At 69.3% G+C, this 16,077-nt stretch carries 15 protein-coding genes and 2 pseudogenes; 6 read left to right on the top strand and 11 right to left on the bottom strand.

Annotation, left to right across the window (positions count from 1 at the left end):
* Positions 1-376 precede the first annotated feature (376 nt).
* Entirely contained in the window at positions 377-2,062 is a 1,686-nt protein-coding gene (locus ACFU53_RS23735) for a ribonuclease J (protein WP_383995761.1), read from the top strand.
* Positions 2,063-2,163: 101 nt separating this feature from the next.
* Positions 2,164-2,892, top strand: coding sequence for a spermidine synthase (locus ACFU53_RS23730; RefSeq protein ID WP_383995758.1), 729 nt, complete (start codon positions 2,164-2,166; stop codon positions 2,890-2,892).
* A gap of 298 nt (positions 2,893-3,190) precedes the next feature.
* Here the strand turns inward: ACFU53_RS23730 and ACFU53_RS23725 are convergent, their stop codons facing one another.
* The 6 genes and pseudogenes from ACFU53_RS23725 to ACFU53_RS23700 all read right to left on the bottom strand — a co-directional run bounded on the left by ACFU53_RS23725 (position 3,191) and on the right by ACFU53_RS23700 (position 10,001).
* A complete protein-coding gene (locus ACFU53_RS23725) occupies positions 3,191-3,628 on the bottom strand; it encodes a hypothetical protein (protein WP_383995756.1) in 438 nt (145 codons plus the stop codon).
* Positions 3,629-4,958: 1,330 nt separating this feature from the next.
* Complete coding sequence (locus ACFU53_RS23720; RefSeq protein ID WP_383995753.1) at positions 4,959-5,777, bottom strand: urease accessory protein UreD; 819 nt, start codon at positions 5,775-5,777, stop codon at positions 4,959-4,961.
* 23 nt (positions 5,778-5,800) lie between these two features.
* Positions 5,801-6,514, bottom strand: a complete 714-nt coding sequence (ureG, locus tag ACFU53_RS23715; RefSeq protein WP_383995750.1) for an urease accessory protein UreG — start codon at positions 6,512-6,514, stop codon at positions 5,801-5,803.
* A gap of 43 nt (positions 6,515-6,557) precedes the next feature.
* Positions 6,558-7,232: an urease accessory protein UreF gene (locus tag ACFU53_RS23710; RefSeq protein WP_383995747.1), complete on the bottom strand. Its 675-nt coding sequence runs from the start codon at positions 7,230-7,232 to the stop codon at positions 6,558-6,560.
* 95 nt (positions 7,233-7,327) lie between these two features.
* Positions 7,328-9,337: pseudogene (gene ureC / locus ACFU53_RS23705) on the bottom strand (urease subunit alpha).
* A complete protein-coding gene (locus tag ACFU53_RS23700) occupies positions 9,324-10,001 on the bottom strand; it encodes an urease subunit gamma (RefSeq protein WP_383995744.1) in 678 nt (225 codons plus the stop codon). The pseudogene ureC and the gene ACFU53_RS23700 overlap by 14 nt, the downstream one beginning before the upstream one ends.
* A 496-nt stretch (positions 10,002-10,497) precedes the next feature.
* Here ACFU53_RS23700 and ACFU53_RS23695 point away from each other — a divergent pair, with 496 nt between their 5' ends.
* Positions 10,498-10,734: an HAD-IA family hydrolase gene (locus ACFU53_RS23695; protein ID WP_383995770.1), complete on the top strand. Its 237-nt coding sequence runs from the start codon at positions 10,498-10,500 to the stop codon at positions 10,732-10,734.
* A gap of 444 nt (positions 10,735-11,178) precedes the next feature.
* On the opposite strand, the gene ACFU53_RS23690 is transcribed toward ACFU53_RS23695, so the two are convergent.
* A complete protein-coding gene (locus ACFU53_RS23690) occupies positions 11,179-11,337 on the bottom strand; it encodes a hypothetical protein (RefSeq protein WP_383995741.1) in 159 nt (52 codons plus the stop codon).
* 372 nt (positions 11,338-11,709) lie between these two features.
* Between ACFU53_RS23690 and ACFU53_RS23685 the strand changes: the two genes are divergently transcribed.
* A complete protein-coding gene (locus ACFU53_RS23685; RefSeq protein ID WP_383995738.1) occupies positions 11,710-12,180 on the top strand; it encodes a hemerythrin domain-containing protein in 471 nt (156 codons plus the stop codon).
* Between the two features lie 103 nt (positions 12,181-12,283).
* Here the strand turns inward: ACFU53_RS23685 and ACFU53_RS23680 are convergent.
* The 3 genes and pseudogenes from ACFU53_RS23680 to ACFU53_RS23670 form a co-directional block, all read right to left on the bottom strand.
* Positions 12,284-12,391 (bottom strand): annotated as a pseudogene (locus ACFU53_RS23680) (IS5/IS1182 family transposase); the annotation flags it as partial.
* A gap of 241 nt (positions 12,392-12,632) precedes the next feature.
* Positions 12,633-12,890 carry a hypothetical protein gene (locus ACFU53_RS23675; RefSeq protein ID WP_383995735.1) on the bottom strand — a complete coding sequence of 86 codons (258 nt, stop codon included), beginning with the start codon at positions 12,888-12,890 and terminating at the stop codon, positions 12,633-12,635.
* Between the two features lie 207 nt (positions 12,891-13,097).
* Positions 13,098-13,763: a hypothetical protein gene (locus ACFU53_RS23670; RefSeq protein WP_383995732.1), complete on the bottom strand. Its 666-nt coding sequence runs from the start codon at positions 13,761-13,763 to the stop codon at positions 13,098-13,100.
* Positions 13,764-14,424: 661 nt separating this feature from the next.
* On the opposite strand from ACFU53_RS23670, the gene ACFU53_RS23665 reads away from it, so the two are divergent.
* Positions 14,425-14,859 (top strand): DUF2809 domain-containing protein, encoded by a 435-nt coding sequence (locus tag ACFU53_RS23665; protein ID WP_383995729.1) that lies wholly within the window; start codon positions 14,425-14,427, stop codon positions 14,857-14,859.
* 437 nt (positions 14,860-15,296) lie between these two features.
* Positions 15,297-15,713, top strand: a complete 417-nt coding sequence (locus ACFU53_RS23660) for a hypothetical protein (protein ID WP_383995726.1) — start codon at positions 15,297-15,299, stop codon at positions 15,711-15,713.
* 43 nt (positions 15,714-15,756) lie between these two features.
* Here ACFU53_RS23660 and ACFU53_RS23655 read toward each other — a convergent pair whose 3' ends face one another.
* Complete coding sequence (locus ACFU53_RS23655) at positions 15,757-16,053, bottom strand: hypothetical protein (RefSeq protein ID WP_383995723.1); 297 nt, start codon at positions 16,051-16,053, stop codon at positions 15,757-15,759.
* Between the last annotated feature and the right edge of the window lie 24 nt (positions 16,054-16,077).

The following is a 16,077-nucleotide window of genomic DNA, read 5'->3' as shown; positions in this document are numbered from 1 at the left end:
GACCGCCGCGATCTGGCACAACGACGCGACCGGACAAACCGTCCTACGCTCACTGATCGCCTACGATCACTGACCCCTTGGAATAGATCATCTAGGACATGTCCTGCACAGCGCCGACGGCAGCCGCGTCCTGCTGTACACGGAGTGGACCGGCGTCGAGGCGCACCAAGGAGCCGCCGAGGCCGGTCATCACGACACGGGGCAGATCTTCTCCAGCACACCCGGGGTGCGGCCCACCGGCGGCGAGAACCACCACCTTCACCGCTCCCTGTCTCTCTCCCTCCGGCCATGCCGAGGCGCCCGGCAGCGCACCGCGCCTCGCATCGACCGTGCAGGCAGTGGATCAGCACGGCACACTCTTCGATAACGTGGGGGTATGAGCCATCCGCACCCCGAACTCAAAGCCGCCCCGCCGCTCCCTGACGGAGGGCTGAGGGTCACCGCCCTGGGTGGCCTGGGCGAAATCGGCCGCAACATGACCGTGTTCGAGCATGCCGGCAAGCTGCTGATCGTGGACTGCGGTGTGCTGTTCCCGGAGGAGAACCAGCCCGGCGTGGACGTGATCCTGCCCGACTTCACCTCCATCCGGGACCGCCTCGACGACATCGTCGCCGTCGTCCTCACCCACGGCCACGAAGACCACATCGGCGGCGTGCCCTATCTCCTGCGGGAGCGGGCGGACATCCCCCTCGTCGGCTCCAAGCTCACCCTCGCCTTCATCGAGGCCAAGCTCAAGGAGCACGGGATCAGGCCTCGCACGGTGCGCGTGCGCGAGGGCGACCGGCGCGGCTTCGGCCCCTTCGACTGCGAGTTCGTAGCCGTCAACCACTCCATCCCGGACAGCCTCGCGGTGGCCCTGCGCACCGGAGCCGGGATGGTGCTGCACACCGGTGACTTCAAGATGGACCAGTTCCCCCTGGACGACCGCATCACCGATCTGCGCGCCTTCGCCCGCCTCGGCGAGGAGGGCGTGGACCTGTTCCTCACCGACTCGACCAATGCCGAGGTCCCCGGCTTCACCACCTCCGAACGCGAACTGAACCCCGCGATCGAACAGGTGATGCGCACCGCACCGCGGCGGGTCATCGTCTCCAGCTTCGCCAGCCACGTGCACCGCATCCAGCAGGTCCTGGACGCCGCCCACCAGCACGGCCGCAAGGTGGCCTTCGTGGGCCGCTCCATGGTCCGCAACATGGGCATCGCCCGCGACCTGGGCTACCTCAAGGTCCCGCCCAACCTGATCGTGAACACCAAGGAGCTGGAGAAGCTCCCCGCCCACCAGATCACCCTGGTGTGCACCGGATCCCAGGGCGAACCGATGGCCGCCCTGTCCCGGATGGCCAACCGCGACCACCAGATCCGGATCGGCAAGGGCGACACCGTCCTGCTCGCCAGCTCCCTCATCCCCGGCAACGAGAACGCCATCTACCGGGTGATCAACGGCCTGACCCGGTGGGGCGCCAACGTCGTCCACAAGGGCAACGCGAAGGTGCACGTCTCCGGCCACGCCAGCGCCGGCGAACTCGTCTACTGCTACAACATCGTCCGACCCCGCAACGTCATGCCCGTGCACGGCGAGTTCCGTCACCTGCGGGCCAACGCCGACCTCGCCATCCGCACCGGCGTCGACCCCGACCGGGTCGTCATCGCCGAGGACGGTGTCGTCGTCGACCTCGTCGACGGCCGCGCCTCCATCACCGGCAAAGTGCCCGCGGGCAACGTCTACGTGGACGGCATGGAAGTCGGCGGCGCCACCGAAGCGTCCCTCAAGGACCGGGTCACCCTCGCCCAGGAGGGCGTCATCACGGTCGTGGCGATCGTCGATGCCGACACCGGCGCCCTGGCCGAGGCCCCCGACTTCCTGGCTCGCGGCTTCGTCCACGACGAGACCACCTTCGAGCCGGTCATCCCCGTCATCGAGAAGACGCTGGCCACCGCCGCCGAGGAAGGCGTCGGCGACGCCCACCAGCTCGAACAGCTCGTCGCCCGCGCCGTGGCCAACTGGGCCTTCCGCACCCACCGCCGCAGGCCGCTGATCATCCCCGTCATCATCGACGCCTGACCGGGCCGCCGCCCCAACTCCCCCCTCCCACACCGCGGCCGAGCATGCGTCGCCGCACCGGCAACAGCCCCGTGCATCCACAAACGTCAGAAAGGTGAAGGATGAGCCTGCGCTTGGAGGAGATCGACTGGCAACCCACGCCGATGGGCGAGATCAGTCTGCGCCGACGCCGCCACCCGGTCTCGGGAGACGACGTGTACGAGGTGAAACTCGGCGACGAGTTCCTGATGTCCAGCCTCTTCACCACCGGCGAGATCGCGCTCGCCGAACTCGCCCTGGCGAAACTGCCGGACACCGGACTGGACGTAGCCGTCGGCGGACTCGGACTCGGCTACACCGCCCAGGCGGCCCTGGACGACCCCCGGGTCCGCTCGCTGACCGTGATCGACGCGCTCGCCGAAGTCATCGACTGGCACCAACGGCACCTGGTGCCCCTCGGAGCCCGGCTCACGTCGGACGACCGCTGCCGCCTGGTCCACGGCGACTTCTTCGCGCTGGCCGCCGACCCTCGAGGTCTGGACCCCGAGGAGCCGGGCCGTCGCTTCCACGCCATCCTGCTGGACGTCGACCATTCACCGCGCCATGTGCTCCACCCGCGCCACGCGTCGCTCTACCAGCCCGCCGGGCTCCGCGCTCTCGCCGCTCACCTCCACCCCGGCGGGGTGTTCGCCCTGTGGTCCAACGACCCGCCTGACGACCTGTTCACCTCCGCACTCACCGAAGTCTTCGCACGCGCAGCGGCCCATGTCGTCGTCTTCGACAACCCCCTGCAAGGCGGCACCTCGACCAACACCGTCTACCTGGCCGGCAAGGCACCGAACACGCCGTAGGTGGAACTCGGCAGGCGATGCGGCTGCCGCTCACGGAAGGCAGAACACGGTTCACCTCGTCGGTGGCCAGGCCCTCTGCGAGCAGGGCCTCGATCGCCGGGTTCTCTGGTCGTCGTCGCCTTCGTGTCGCTCTCCCAGCCACACAGCCAAGAGAAACCCGTTAGGCGGGGATCGTCGCTGTCTGCGCGAACTGGTCACGTCTAACCCCCTCCTCCCCTGGACGAAGGGCAGCGGCACGGGCTCCGGAAGTCGAAAGGCAGAAGGCCGACGGGGGCCTTGGTGGGTCGAGCCGCCTGGCTCAGGCGGCTCGACCGCGCGCGTCGAACACCTCGTCGTGACGGCCGTCCCGGACGACCGCCTCGGCCCGGCCGGACCCGTCGTCCCTCCGCCCTGCGCGGACGGCGTGGGTCAGGCCGACGAAGTCGTCCCGGAACGGCCCGGGTTCATCGGGGAAGAGACGATGCAGTAGCCGTACGAGCGGACGGGTGAGCCGCCACGCGGCCAGGGGCGCGGCGATCAGAACGGTGAGGCTGGCCAGCGCACGCGGCAGCCCGGAGGGGGCGACTGGTTCCAGCAGAAAGGTCGCGCCGGGACTTCCGCCCCAGGCCGAGGCCGTCACCAGCGAGAACCCGACGGCGACCGGCACCCCGCTCAAACCCCAGGAACCGAGATCCACGTCCTCAACGAAACTCTCGGCATCGGCCGCACCCACCACGACCAGCAGCCAGAAGCCCACTGTCGAGATCAGGGCGACGGTGAACAGGAAGGTCGGAAAGCCCGTTACGGCGGGCGGTTGCGCTCCGGGGGGGCGAGGCTGAGAGCGTCGGCGAGCGCGCGAATCACCGCCATCGAGGGAGCTTCACGCGGTCACCGGGCGCGCCCGCTTGTCAGTGGCCCGTGGCACGATCGGGCATGGCTTTGATCGACGAGCGGCTCCTTCACGACACAGCTGACGAGCTCGGCGTCCCGGGCACTGTGGCGCAGGAGATGATGGCTCGTTCCCGCCCATGCCTCTATCTGGTGCCGTACGAGGAACTACCCCCGGCCCGGCGGGAGAACGCCCGGCCGGCCGCACGCGCAGGCGGGCTTCCCTTGTTGCCGGAGGGGGTGGGCTGGCCCGAGGGGAGAGAGCCTCTGCTGCTCACCGTCGACTGCGCGGCCCTGCCCCTCGAATCCCTGGACAGCGAACTACCCGCCGATGGATACCTGTTGCTCGTCACCGGGATCGAGTATCCACCGGGGTCGTCCGTGGTACTCCATGTCTCTGTCGGAGTGCCGGTCACGGAGCGCGCCGCGACGACACCGAAAAGCTGTTCCCGCAGTGGGCAGATGTCGTCGCCGTCGAGGACTGGCTCAAAGTCATCGCACCAATAGCGGGAGGCCGTCGGGACCCTCGCGTGCGGGGCAAGACGGCATCACCTCCCGGTCGGCCGGGTGAGGTCAGCCGACGACGTTCCGTGCCGCCGGCCGGGCCTGAGTGAGGGCCAGGCGGCAGCAGTCGGTGCCGGTCTGTGCCTTCAGCGTCCGGAAGCCCACCCGTACTTGCGCCGCACGGCCCGGCTCGACATCCCAGCCCGGGCATCGCAGCGGAATCGCCGCGTACAGATCGACCTTGGACCCCGGTGTCGATCTCGTCCTGCGTCCAGCCGGTGCGGTGGCCATCGGCCTTCAACCCGTGGCCGGACACCGGGCCGGCGGCACACCCCGAGCGGGCCGGCCCCAACGGGCGGCAGGAACCTCACGAGCCATCCGACCCAGCGTCCTACGGAAACACTACGAGCGGCCAACCCGACCGCGCTCCGCTACGACCAATGCAAGTCGGGAACCTCAGTGGCAGCGGACGCGGCGACATCCGAACCGCGATGTTCGCGCATGCCGGCGGACGCCCGTGTGCGCAGCTGACGCCGGCTCAGTCGCCTCCTACCTCGCACCCGGGCGGGCCGCCGCCCCTACCTGGCCGCCAAGGCCCAACAAGAACGACAGCGGCACCGGAGACTGAGCGGGGCCACGGGCCGCTGAACTGACGGGCGGATGGCCACGGTCTTCGCTATGGGGCACGCTCCTCGCTATGGGGTGAGCGTTCGTCGCAGTGCCTCGTCGAGGAGGTATCGCAGCTGGGTGGCGGTGTCGGCGACCGCCGTGGCGAGGAGTGCCGGGCCGGCCAGGGGGGCCAGCGCACCGTGGGCTGGGGTGTCGGGATCGCCGAGGAGGACCGGTGGGTGGGCCGCCGGGGCGAGGGAGGGGGCGACGACGAGGAGTTGGCCGCAGGCGCGATGCGAACCCATGACGGCTGGGCCGTCCCAGGCGGGGTGGGGGTCGCCGTAGGAGGTGTGCTGGTCGAGAAGGGGGCGGCCGGCGCGGAGCACGGTCAGGCGGGTGGTCAGGTTGCCGCTGGTCTCATTGGTGCGGCCGAGGATCTGTTCGTCCCTCAGGACGAGGCGGGCGGTGGGGGCGAGTTCGACGGTGAAGGTCTGGCGGAGGTTGCTGCCGGCGGTGCTGATCAGGGGCTGCGGCAGCCAGTGCAGGGTGGCGTCGTCGCCGACGGTCAGGTGGATGTCGTAGGTGGCGGGGGCGTCGGTGGGGCCGCGCAGCGCGATGGTGGAGGCGGCTGCCGTGATCTGGAGGCGGGCGTGCGGGCCGGCGTCGGCATGGAGGGCGAGCCGGTCGCCGCCGAGGGGGCCGCTCATGGCGCCGATGACGTCGACACGGGCCATGCCGCCACGGGGGCGGAGCCTTTGGAGGTGGAAGGGGCCGTCGCTGCTGAGCAGCGGGAGGGTGGTGACGTGGCCGTTGTGGCCGGCCCGTACCCGGGCGGTTGCCACGACGCCGGATCCGGCCGGGAGGGCCGCAGGGCGGGGCGTGAGGTCTTCGGAGAGCGTGCTCATGTCTCCTGCCGGGGCGTAACGGATCAGTGCGCGGTGACGGCGGGTTCGGGCCGCGCGGTCTCGTTGCGCCAGGCGGTGAGGCGTTCCAGCACCCAGTCGCCGACGGGCCCGACGCCGTCGTCGCTGGTGAGGGAGGTGAAGACGACGGGGAGGTCGCCGCGCCGCCGGCGCGCGTCACAGGCCATGGTGCGGAGGTCGGCGCCGACGTAGGGGGCGAGGTCGGTCTTGTTGACGACGAGGAGGTCGGCGGTGGTGATGCCAGGGCCGCCCTTGCGGGGGATGTCGTCGCCGCTGGAGACGTCGATGACGAAGATCTGTGTGTCGACGAGGCCCTTGGAGAAGGTGGCGGTGAGGTTGTCGCCGCCGGACTCGACGAGGATCAGATCGAGGGGGCCGAGGCGGCCTTCAAGCTCTTCTACGGCTTCCAGGTTGGCGGAGATGTCGTCGCGGATCGCGGTGTGCGGGCAGGCTCCGGTCTCCACGGCGGTGATCCGCTCGGGGGGCAGGACGGCTTCGCGGAGCAGGAACTCGGCGTCCTCGCGGGTGTAGATGTCGTTGGTGACGACGGCGAGCGAGTACCGGTCGCGCAGGGTGCGGCAGAGGGCGGCGACGGTGGCGGTCTTGCCGGAGCCGACCGGACCGCCGAGGCCGATCCTGAGGGCGCGGCGGTTGCCGTCCGGGCGGTGGGCGTCAGCGGAAACGGCGCCGGGGCCGTGGTGCGTGTGGTCGAGGTGCACGGGCGTGAGCTCCTTCTGGTTCGGTAAGAGTCCGGGTTCGCGGTTAGGAGGCGAACAGGCGCATTGACCAGGCGGCGTGCTGTTCGGCGGTGATGTCGAGCAGCGGGGAAGACGCGGCCGGCAGGACACCGACTCCCTCGTCGGCGACGCGAGCGGCGACGTCGGCGGCCCGGCGGGCCACGGCGTCGACGTCGTCGCAGAGACGGGCCAGGACCGCAGTGGCGTCGAACGGGTCGAGGCCGAGCAGCCGCACGGCCGCGCTGGCGGGGGCTCCGATGCTGTCGAAGGCCGTGGCATGTGCGGCGTCCAACGCGGTGAGGCCGGCCGCGTGGGCGGCGATGCCGAGCACCACGGGCTGGTGGGCGCCGCCCGGCAGAGCGCGTGCGAGTTTCTCCAGCGCTTCGCACGGCCAGGTCGCGCGGGCCGCGCGCAGCATCTGGCGGCCCAGCTTGCGGGCCGTGATCCGCACAGCCGGGGAGGGCGTGCGGGCGTCGGCGGCCTCGTCCAGGACGAGCGGGTCGCATCCGGCGGCGGCCGAGGCTGCCAGGGAGGCGGCGGTGAGGCCCGCGGTGTGCAGGCGGCCACGGCAGAACGCGTAGAGGGTGGCGGGATCGCGGACAGCGCGGTTCGCGACGGCGGCCTCGACGCCGCCGGAATGCGCGTGGCCTCCTGCCGGGAAACGGCCGTCGGCTAGGACGAGGAGAGCGGTACGGCTCATGGACGGGCAACCATGCCTTTCCAGGGCGCGGCGGAAAGAGAGGGGACGGGTGACGTCCGGCCTGCCGGGCCGCCCCCCTGTCGTCCGCCGGACGGTCAGAAAATGAAGTACCGCTGAGCCATGGGTAGTTCCGCTGCGTAGTGCGTGGGGGCGGGCCGCTGGGGGCACAGCTCCTCGTCGGCCTGCGCCTGTTCCTCCTTCTGACGGCGCAGTTCGGTGATGCAGACGTCCTCGATGAAGACCTCGTAGGTGTTCGGGTCGACCCGGATGTCCGGCGTGGCGTCGTTGAGGATCATGTGCCGTTTGAACACCTGACGGGTGTCCTTGATCCGGTACAGGGACTTGCTGATGCCGAGTTCCTGCGCGGTGACCGTCGCCTGGGGGCTGACGAAAATGACCGAGTTTGCGCCTGGCGCGCTTCCTGTGGCGCCCCACATCGGGCGGGGCAGGACGGGCTGCGGCGTCGGGATGGATGCGTTGGCGTCACCGACCTGCGCGTAGGCGATCTGCCCGCCCTTGAGGACGAGGTGCGGCTTCACGCCGAAGAACTTCGGCTCCCACAGCACCAGGTCCGCCAGCTTGCCCCTCTCCACGGAGCCGATCAGGTCGTCCGCGCCGTGGGCGATGGCCGGGTTGATCGTGTACTTGGCGACGTAGCGGCGGGCGCGGAAGTTGTCCGCCTCTCGCCGCTGCTGTTTGTGCTGATCGGCGGTGCCTTCGCGCAGCTGGCCGTAGCGGGTCTTCATCACGTGGGCGGTCTGTCAGGTCCGCATGATCATCTCGCCGATGCGGCCCATGGCCTGCGCGTCGGACGACATGATCGAGATGGCGCCCATGTCGTGCAGCAGATCCTCGGCTGCCATCGTCGAGGGCCGCACCCGGGAGTCGGCGAAGAGTCGGTCGGCCTCCAGCTCCGGGTTGAGGTGGTGGCAGACCATCATCATGTCGATGTGCTCCTTGACGGTGTTGACCGTCAGGGGACGCGTCGGGTTGGTGGACGCGGGCAGGACGTTCTCCTCCCCGCACAGGGTGATCATGTCAGGCGCGTGGCCGCCACCGGCGCCCTCGATGTGGAAGATGTGCAGGGGGCGGTCCTTGAACGCGGCCTTGGTGCTCTCCACGAAGCCCGCCTCGTTCAGCGAGTCCGCGTGCAGGGCAAGTTGCACGCTGTTGCTGACGAGGCCGTCCGTCCGGTCGTCGTCCTCCGGGCTGTTCCTGCCCTCGCACACCTTCAGACAGGTGTCGATGACCGCCGGGGTGGCGCCCCAGTCCTCGTGGATCTTGAAGCCGATCACACCGGCCTTCACCTGGTTGAGCAGCGACTCGCGGGACATGGTGCTGCCCTTGCCCAGCACCCCGATATTCACCGGGAACCCGTCGAGCGCCTTGAAGAGCCGCTCGACGTGCCACTTGCCTGGAGTCACCGTGGTCGCGGTGGACCCCTCGGCCGGCCCGGTGCCACCGCCGATCAAGGTCGTCACCCCGGACGCGAGTGCCTCACCGACCTGCTCCGGGCAGATGAAATGGACGTGGGTGTCCACCCCGCCCGCGGTCAGAATTCGGCCCTTGCCCGAAATCACCTCGGTCTCCGGGCCGATCACGAAGTCCGTCGGCCCGTCCGTCCGGCCCGCGTGGATGGTGTCCATGGTCTCCGGGTTGTACGCCTTACCGAGGGCGGTGATCCTCCCGTCCCGAATCGCGACGTCCGCCTTGACCACGCCCCAGTGATCCAGGATCACCACGCCGGTGATCACCGTGTCCGCAGGACCGCCCTCGCCATCGCCGCGTGGCGTCGCCGATTGGCCCATCGACTCACGGATCACCTTGCCGCCGCCGAAGACCACCTCGTGCCCGCTCCTGCTCACCAGCGGGCTGACCTTGCTCTTGTCCTCGCCCTGGCGGTCGGCATCGTCCTCCTTCTCGGGCGTAGGAACCGGCAGAGCGTGCACCAGATCCTTGCTGAGACCGCCTGACCAGTCGTCGGTGACCTTGATACTCAGCGCGGTGTCCGCCAGCCGGATCTCGTCCCCGGTCGTCGGACCGAACAGGTCTACGTACTTCTCGCGCTCGGTGGTCCTCTTGCTCTTCCGCTCAGCCACGGTCATCCGCTCCCTCACCGTCGCGGCCGTCCGGGGCCTGGTCCAGCAGTCGCCCACCGACCAGCCCGCGCAGCCCCAGCACCGCCCGCTGACCCTCGATGCGCACCAACTCCACCGTGCGGCAATCACCCGGCTCGAACCGTTCGGACGTGCCGGCCGCGACGTTGAGCCGCTTGCCGTACGCCAACGCCCGCTCGAAGGCGAGCCCTTCGTTGGCCTCATAGAAGTGGTAGTGCGACCCGACCTGCACCGGCCGGTCGGTCGGGTTGCGCACCTCGATCTCGGTGACGTCCAGCCCTGAATTCAAAGGCACTGCCTCGTCGACGAAATCGACTTTGCCCGGGTGGAGTTCGATGTCCACGCGTGGTTCGTCAAACGGGTCGTGGATCGTCACCAGCTTCGTGCCGTCCGGAAACGTCGTCTCGACCTGTACGTTCTCGATCATCTCCGGGACACCGTCCATGACGTCGTCCCGGGTCAGGACCCCCCGCCCCGAGACCATGATCTCGCCGACACTCCGGCCGATCCGCGCCTGGTCGTAGACGTAGGCGGTGAGCAGCGCCACCACCTCCGGGTAGTTCAGCTTGATTCCCTGCTCTCTGCGCTGCCGCGCCACACCGGCCGCCACATGGACCAGCAGGCGTTCCTGCTCGTGAGGAGTGAAATGCATAGCGCCCTTCCCGGCTCCGAAGACCAACGTCTGTCGACGACGCGGGCACGCCAGGCCCACCCAAGCCAGGGCTCCGGGCCACGCTGCGCCACAGCCGATCGTCCTAGCCCGGGCCGGCGTGTCGATGTGAAACTTTCCCTTTCACTCCGGACGGGCGGCGGGGCGAACATGCCGACGACAGAGCAAGGGATCCGACTTCGGAGTGCAAATCGGTGATTCCGCGCCAGCAGGGTTCGCTTCCCTTGAGGGGCGTAATACGCAAACGTTTCTGCGTCGCAGCAGTGGGCCCTTCCCTCGGGGGCGCACTTGCAGCCGGCCGGGAGCCGCCCCCTTCGGTGATCACTTACCTCTCCTTCATCGCCGATATTCGATCAGGAACCGGCGCGCCACACAGACACCTGGCATCGGCAGTGGCCGGTTCACGACCGTCACGCGTGATGGTCATATGCCGCCCGTGCGCTGAGGGCATCAAGGCACGGGGTTCCGCTGGGCGTATCTGGCCGCGATCGGACTGGACGAGGCGTTCGACGCAGTGATCAACACGGCCCGGATCGGGGTGGCCAAGCCCGACCGACGGGTCTTCGACATAACCGCCCAGCGTGTCGGAGCCGATCTCAAGCGCTGCCTGTTCGCCGATGACACCGCTGGCCATGTCGCCGCAGCCCAGGCGGCCGGCGTGCGATACCAGGACATCGAGGAACTGCGGGCCACGGTCGCACCGCTGCTGGATTGACAGGCCACCCGCCCCCCTGTCGGCGTACTCCCGTGAGTGCTCCACAACTACGGAGATATCTGCACCAGCGAGAGGTCTGGGAGAGTCGGCGTCATCTGGGCATGGCATGGCGGTGGTAGGGAGGTGAATCTCCAGCACGACTGCGGTGCCGGCCACGGTCCGGTCCTCGTGCATGCTGATCCGTTGGCCGGTTTCGACGTGCTTCCGGTGAGAGGGAACGAGACGAACAGTGGCCGGGCCGCCGGGCTCCAGAAAGGGCATGTCCTCAACCCGGAGTCCGGCAATGCTCACCGCAGCACCCCCGGTGGGTGAGAGTTTCCATGGCCGGGGCGTACTTGAAAGCGGTGCGGCAGCGGACCGCTTCCGCTGCCTGACGGTCCTACAGACTGAGCAGGAACTGCAGCACGCAGACGGTGGTCACGGGGCGGGCGAGATGCCGGGGCGTCAGTCGCGCGGGTACCAGCCCGCGAAGTCCTCGTCGCACCCCAGCCCGTCCAGCCGATCTCTCACCCACATCGCCGTCGTGCCGCCCGGGTTGCTCGCCCGCGCGATCTGCGCGGTCAGAGACGGGACTTGCTCACCGGAGCGGGGACCGAGCGACAACTGAGACCTCGACGACTGCATCGGTCTTCGAAACAGACCCGAGCATCCCCGCTGATCATGCCAGCGCACCGGGAATCTTCAAGATCCCCGGCAGAGTCACGATCGGTGCCTGTTTCTGAACCGGGCGGATGGAAAGGCCTGAGCAGGTGGTGGCTGCCGGAGCGGCAGGATGGTGCGGCTCCCACAGCGCACGATGGCGCTTGTCAGGTGTTACGCGGTCACGCTCGGCGTGCGGGACGGCGGTGGTGTCGGCGGGGTAACAGGCGCGGTAGTGTGTGGGAAGCGTCGCGTGCCGGTGGCAGACCGTGTCAGGCATGGAGGCGCCGGATCGAAGGAGGCCGACGATGCAGTTGTCGCACCCTTCGCTCTCGCGTGACTGAGCGCGAGACGACCAGGCTCGTCGCCTGGAGCCAAGAACTCCGTCGGGTGCACCGCCGACTACGGGAAGCGCTGTCCGTGACCCGCGCCTCCCTCGCCGACGGCACCCCCGGTGAGGCAGCCACCCGTGAACTGCTGCTGTATTGCCATGGCTTCTGCACGGCTCTCGACGGCCACCATCAGGGCGAAGACCGCACTCTGTTCCCGGCCATCGCAGCTGCGCATCCGGAGCTGCGCCCGGTGCTGCGCTCGCTCGAGCAGGATCACTCGATGATCGCCCACCTGATCGGCAGCCTCCGTACCGCGGTCGACCGGGCCGCGCCGCCTGAGGAGCTTGACCAGCACCTCGAAGGCATCGCCGCGATCATGGAGAACCACTTCCGCTACGAGGAGCGGCAACTGCTCACTGTGCTCGAAACCCTGGAGCTGGCAGCCGTGCCCCGAGAGGTGCTGGGCCCGATATGACCCCGGACCGGACAGTGGGTGGCGGTGGTGACCGCCACCTTCAGAATGATCAGTCTCGTTGCGCTTCGCGAGATGCCGATTGCCCAACTCTGCGCGAGGTTCGGCGGGTGATGCGCCTGGTCATGAGCGTGATCGCAGCCCAGGTGATCAGCGACTCGGAGTGCTGGATGAGTCGTTCTTAGTCGCGTGCGTGTCTGCGGGCGTGCATGATGCTCACTCACCGTCGCGGCGGCCGACAAGGCGCGGCTCGCCAGCCGCACCAACTGCCCTGACACCGCCTGCCGGTTCACCTCCGGCAGCGCCGCCCACACCTGCCCGTCCGGCACCACCGGAATCGTTCTCTGGGGCCGACGTCACTGTCGTCTCGCATGACGACCTGTTCCCCTCGTCACTCAGCCGGCCCCGCAACCGCCGGGCCACAGCGGCCAACCGCTGCAGACCCTCACGGCCAATTATCGGGACCGGTGATGACCTCGGTGATGCCGTGGGAGCGGCCCGGCAGCAAGATCGACGACCGTCACCTGCAGCGGCTCGCGGTGCTCCATGTCCGGCAGTCCGCCCGCCGGCAGCTCGTCGACCATGGGAAGGCCGTCGCCACTGCCTGGGACCGTCTGCACCCACTGCGGCTCCGGCGCCCGGCCTGGGCCGACTTCCCCGAAGGAGAGCTGCCGGTCATCGAAGGCACGGTCGTCCGTCTCCAGGTCGATCACCTCCGTGGCGACCGCAACCCCAGGTCGGTCTGGCTCTGGTGGTCGGCCACCGGCCCAGCCCTTGCTGTCGCGCAAGTCGCCTGCACGCGGGAACCTCACCGGAGATCGCCGGCCCGCGCCGCGCATTGCGCCCTGCCCTCGCCCTCCTCCTCTAGCCAGGGACACGAGCGAAAGCGTCCGCAGCAGGGAGGACAGCCGCATGAGGACTCAGTCGTCGTTTCTGGTGTTCTCGCTCGGCAGGAACGTCTGGCGTGCCCACAGGCTCAGCAGCGCCATCCCACCGACCAACAGCGGCACCGGGTCGCGGGCAGGAGGAGCCAATACATATCCCAGCGCCGTGACCGTGCAGACCGTCAGGGGAATGAACGCCGCCGCACCCTCTATCCCCCATCGCAACGTCGGCTGAGCAGTGCCCAGGACGCTCGCCCCACCCGGCACCCAAGGGCCGACAGCGACCACCAGTATGCCCGCGGTATTGCAGGTGTCGACCAGTTGACAGGACATCGCCTCGGGGCTGTGCGTGCCGACCGTCCACAGTCGCAGGGTGTCGCCGATCAGCGTGAGGGACAGTCCGACGATCCCAACCCACAAGGTGACTCTCTGGTCGCTCCGTACGACACGGCGCAGGGCGAACAGAAAACTGAGGAACACGACCTCCGCGGTCCAGAGGACACCGACCATGCCTGTCCCCAGCCGCCAGCCGTCACTGGCCCCCCGCAGCAGTACCCATCCCGTCATGAACACGGCCCCGGCTGTGACGACCCCGTCAAGCACGCGCCGCAGCAACACGTGCCGGCCTTTACCGGCATCGGCCGCGACCACCAGACCGGCCATGCCCAGGCCAACCGCCAGCGTCACTCCGGTGACCACCACCGAACCGAGCAGCGATCGCTCGTCCCGTCCCGAACCCGGAGGGTGAGCCGACAGCACGTTGACCGCCCCCCGGTACACACCCCCGGCTACCGCCGACCCCGCCAACAGCAGCAGACGCGTCCGCACCCGTCCACTCGCCCCCCACGCACGGAGCACCAGGGAGGCCGCCAACCCCCAGCAAGCGGTGGACGGCCCGAAAGCCACCATCCGCGCTGCCACGCTCCCGGCCATCCACGGCCCGCTGAAAGTCAGCGCTGTTCCCACGAGACAGGCCACGCCCACCGCGCCCCAGGCCCACGCCACGTTCCGATGGCAGCGGCCCGCCCGGACCCTGAGCACGTCCGGCGACTTCCCCAACCCCGACATCAGGCGCGCCTTTCCACCGGTCCCCCGTCCGCAGGGCCTTTCCTGCAGCCCCCGGATTCATACAGAGACCGTAGAAGACTCGCCACCTGCTCCGAACTGAACTATCGGCTCATTCACTCGTACTGCGTAAGGGAGGAGAGATCACCGGCCCTCGGCTCTGCGCGGCCATCACCAACACCTCGCCACCACCACCCGCGCCCATACCCATACCGAACCAACGGGCGACGTCCGGATGTTCCTGTCCGGCCTGCGGTGTGTTCCGCCGCGAGCACCGGATGTCCGGCAGTATGCCCCTGTGGCCCTCATCCCCGGAACCAATGACCGCGCCGTCGAACCGGCACGGATCCGCCTGGCGGCGGCCGGGGCCGCGGTGGTGACCGTCGGCGCGGGGCTGGGACTCCGGGCGGTGGCCGCGGGAAGCCTGGCCAAGTACGGCGGAGACGCGCTGTACACCGTCCTGCTTCTCGCCCTTGTCGTTCTGGTGGCGCCACGAGTGACGCCCCTGACGGCCGCCGGAAGCGCACTGGCCGTCAGTTGGGGGGTCGAGTTTCTGCAGCTCAGCGAGGTGACGGCGGAGCTCTCCCAGCGCAGCGCCGTCACCCGCCTCGTGCTCGGTTCCACCTTCAATCCACCCGACCTGTTCTGGTACGCAGTCGGTGCGGCAGCGGGCTGGCTCGTCCACACCGTGGTGGGCCCCTACCTGTCACGTCGGTGTACAGGGCCCAGTTGATACCGGCCTCCTGGCGGCGAAGGGCGGTGAACAGCATCGGACACCCGGTCCGCGGGGACCAGCCGACTGTGTAGTTCCGGACCCCGCCGCACCGGTCGACTGCGCCGTCGAACTGAGATGGCGAGGCCGTACCGGGGCTCCCTGCGGGGGCCGAGCCTGCTGTTCCCGTGCTGCTGCGGACTCGCCGACATGGCGGGCGTCTTCGCCCTTCTCACCGACCACGTCTCTGTCCGCCTCTGCTGGGCCCGCCTCTACTCGGCCACCCGCCTCCTGGACCCGAAGGAGAACCCGCATGACCCCGCCGCTGTAGCCGGTCCTGTCCGAGAGCGCCCTGATCAGCCCCTCTGGGGCGGGCAAATCGGCGTTACCTGAACTTGATTGGGCAATGTCGGGTAATGGCCTGACAGTCGAGGGGCGGGTCCGGTAGTTCTGTGCGGGTGAACGATTCCACCGAGACTCCCGAGGTCGACAACCAGGGCGCCCCCGTGCCCAGTCAGGCCACCTCCGAGGACGGCCAGACCGCCTCCGTCGCCGAGAGGGCGAAGGCCCTCTTCAAGAACAACAAGAAGGCCATCATCACCGCCGCGGCCTTCGCGGCCGGCTTGGCCCTCACCGTCGCCAAGGGGCAGCACGTCCATGAGGACGTCGAGGCCGACGCTCCGTTCCCCGCTCCCGCCTCCGCTCCCGAGGGTCAGAAACGCCAAACCCCCGCGACCCATCAGGTGAAGTCGGCCCTGGTGAAGATCGGCGATCGTCAGGCTAGCGAGAAGGCCCAGGCTGCCTACAGGCACGACACAGGAGGCGACCTTCCCCCTGGCCACACCTACCGGCTGGAGCATTCCCGGGGCGGCTGACTCCGCGCCGTTCTCGCGGACCAGCAGCCGGGGGCGGTCGTGGTCAGCGGCGGTGCGCAGCGGTGCGCAGCGGTGCACAGGATGTCGTCGGCATCGGCGTCGCTGTCGACCGCGGTGATCTCGGCGGCGGGACCGCGAGGTCGCGCACCGGGGCCCCGGGGTGGGCCAGCGAGCGGGTGATCAGCGCGGAGCCGGCCTCGCTGATCGGGCCCAGCCTCTGCGACTCCTCGACAAGGTGGGTCAGCTGTTCGCGGTTGTGGACGGAGGTCAACTCGTCGCGCGAGGTGACCTTGCACAGTCGCACCAGCGCGTTGCTGACCCGGTTGAGCAGTGCGATCAACGGCCCGTACGGCCTTGACCACGG

Source organism: Streptomyces sp. NPDC057474 (genome assembly GCF_042802555.1).
In the GTDB taxonomy this organism is placed as follows: domain Bacteria; phylum Actinomycetota; class Actinomycetes; order Streptomycetales; family Streptomycetaceae; genus Streptomyces.
The sequence above is the reverse complement of the archived record's forward strand: the minus strand, read 5'-3'. Positions and strand labels throughout refer to the sequence as shown.